Source organism: Albidovulum inexpectatum (genome assembly GCF_002927635.1).
Taxonomy (GTDB): domain Bacteria; phylum Pseudomonadota; class Alphaproteobacteria; order Rhodobacterales; family Rhodobacteraceae; genus Albidovulum; species Albidovulum inexpectatum.
On the sequence record NZ_PRDS01000026.1, the window covers coordinates 1 to 1768 of the forward strand.

Here is a 1768-nt window from a genome sequence, read left to right on the forward strand (position 1 = left end):
GGCTGGAGAAGATCGACCTGTCGGCCGTCTCGGCGATCACGAACCTGGCAGACCTGATGGCCAATCACATCGCGCAGGTCGGCGCCGATGTCGTCATCGACGACCTGGCCGGGAACACCATCACCCTGACAGGCGTCAGCCTCGCAAACCTCGACGCCAGTGATTTCGTGTTCTGAACACGCAGACCAGTGCGCGGGCCAGAATCCGCGCGCTGGTTCCACGGGCGCTGCGAGCGCAAAAATTTTGCCACATTTGCCGGTTAGCCACACCTCTGATACCCATGTGCTGGTCAACCGGAGCCCCTTATGTCGAACAACGCGGCGCGTAGCGATTTCCTGACGTCTGAAAACGCCCTCGATTCCAGCACGCCCCTTGCCCAGGGGCTTGTCCTCAACGCGGTATTCACCGAGACCGCGGACGCGGCCGCGGACAGTTCGACCGCCTATACGATTTCGCCAGGTGACACCTTCAACGGCAGCACGGCCGGATTCGACACGGACTGGATCCGCCTCGATGTGACCGCCGGCAACAGCTATACGATCGATCTGACCGGACGCGGCTTCACGCCGAATCTCGATGTGATTCTGCAGGTCGTCGATGACGCCGGAAACGTTCTTGCCTACAACGATGCCATCGACTTTTTCGGCGGCAACCTGGATGCCCGTATCACCTTCACACCCGCAGTCAGCGGAAGCTACTATCTGGTTGTCGACGACTTTTCCAACGGATCTGACCAGTATTCCCTGAAGGTCAGCGCCCCCACGCCCACCCCTGCGCCCGCTACGATGTCCGACATCGCCGACTATCTGGTTTCGGGCTTCTGGCAGGATCAGGGCATTGCCCCGATCAGCTTCAACGCCTCCTCGGGCGACACGTTGACCGTCAACATTTCGGGGCTGGCTGCCTCGGCCCAGCAGCTTGCGAAATGGGCGCTTGACGCATGGACCGCGGCAACCGGTCTGAAATTCAGCTATACCCTGTCCTCAGGCGCGGACCTGATCATCGACGATACCTATTCCGGCGCCTTCACGACACACAGCTATTCCGGCAACGAAATCACCCAGGCCGAGGTGAATGTCGGATATGACTGGATCCAGGCATTCGGCACGTCCCTGGACAGCTATACCTACCAGACTCTTCTGCACGAGATCGGTCATGCCCTGGGCCTTGGGCATGCGGGCAACTACAATGGCAATGCGCAGTACGGCATCGACAACATATTCGTGAACGACAGCTGGCAGGCGACCGTCATGTCGTATTTCAGCCAGGTCGACAACAGTTATGTCAGCGCCGACTTTGCCTATGTCCTGACCCCGATGATCGCAGACGTCATCGCCATTCAGGAAATATACGGCCCGGCCTCGCTCCGGACGGGCAATACCGTTTACGGGGAAAACTCGACCGCCGGCGGGATATACGACGTCATCAGCCAACAGCTCGCCAGCGGCACCCTCGCCGAGCCGGTCGCCCTGACGATCATGGATTCTGCCGGAAACGACACTCTTGACCTGGCCTCGGATACATACGACCAGCAAATCGACCTGACACCAGGCAGCCATTCAAGCATCTACGGCCTGGTTGGAAACCTGTCGATCGCCTATGGAACCGTCATCGAGAACGTGATCGCGGGCAGCGGCAATGACAGCGTGACGGGCAACGGGGCCGCGAACGATATCTGGGGCGGTCTTGGCGCTGACACGATCCGCGGCGGGTTGAATCAGGACCAGTTGCATGGGGACGACGGGGCGGATCTGCTTTACGGCGATGC

Annotated in this window: 1 protein-coding gene; it reads left to right on the plus strand. The window is 60.1% G+C overall.

Annotated features, from left to right (window positions below):
• Window positions 1-305: 305 nt before the first annotated feature.
• Window positions 306-1768: M10 family metallopeptidase C-terminal domain-containing protein (locus LV82_RS14740; RefSeq protein WP_211289228.1), on the plus strand; the 1463-nt coding region annotated here is incomplete at its 3' end.